The sequence below is a fragment of the Mesorhizobium sp. LNHC229A00 genome (assembly GCF_000502415.1).
Classification (GTDB): Bacteria; Pseudomonadota; Alphaproteobacteria; order Rhizobiales; family Rhizobiaceae; genus Mesorhizobium.
Genome location: NZ_AYWQ01000141.1, coordinates 1 through 662, shown reverse-complemented (window position 1 = coordinate 662; position 662 = coordinate 1). Strand labels below are relative to the sequence as shown.

General features: G+C 62.8%; 1 protein-coding gene and 1 pseudogene. Both read right to left on the bottom strand.

Features of this window, described 5'->3' with window-relative positions:
• A partial coding sequence (locus X742_RS0139665; protein WP_031248875.1) for a pilus assembly protein N-terminal domain-containing protein occupies nt 1–263 on the bottom strand: 263 nt, incomplete at its 3' end.
• Between the two features lie 65 nt (nt 264–328).
• Nucleotides 329–662 (bottom strand): annotated as a pseudogene (locus X742_RS0139660) (Flp pilus assembly protein CpaB); the annotation flags it as partial.

The window sequence follows — 662 nt, the reverse complement described above, 5'->3', positions numbered from 1 at the left end:
ACCGTGGTGGTGCCGGCGCCCTTGCCGATGACATAGAGCGTGCGGTCAGTCATTGGCTGCGCATCGGCGATCTTCTCGTCGCCGACGACGATGTCACCGAGATTGGCATTCACCTGGAGCGTCACCGATTGCGACATCGGCAGGAAGATACGATGGACGCTCGGGTTCGACACATCGATGAAGCGGTCGGCGGCATTGGCCGCAACGCTCGACAGCAGCGCGACCAGCGCGGCCGTCGCCATCCTCAACCAAAGCCCCTTCATTCCCCGTCTCCCCAAATGCTGCCGATGGCAGCCACCGTGTCGCGCGGTATTATGCCGCATTATTATCATGGTTGTCGCGGCACGTCATATGTCTCGAGCTTCACGCCACGAAATACGCCCACGGTCACGTTCTTCGGCGGTTCCGGCTGCACATATTTGACCACTTCCTTGACGACCTCGCGCACTTCAGGCGCAGATGTCACGGTCGGAGCGGGTTTGACCTTGCCCATCTCGTCAAGCCGGCTTCCCACCCGCTCCACCACCTGAGCCAGCCCGGCCAGCTTGTCGTCGGCCCGCTTGCGCTCAGCTGCCGCCAAGGCTTCCGCCGCTGCCTTCCTGTCGAGTTCGGCCTGCCTGGCAGCGACATCGGCCGGTGTTTCGCCGGTCAGATCGGAAAGC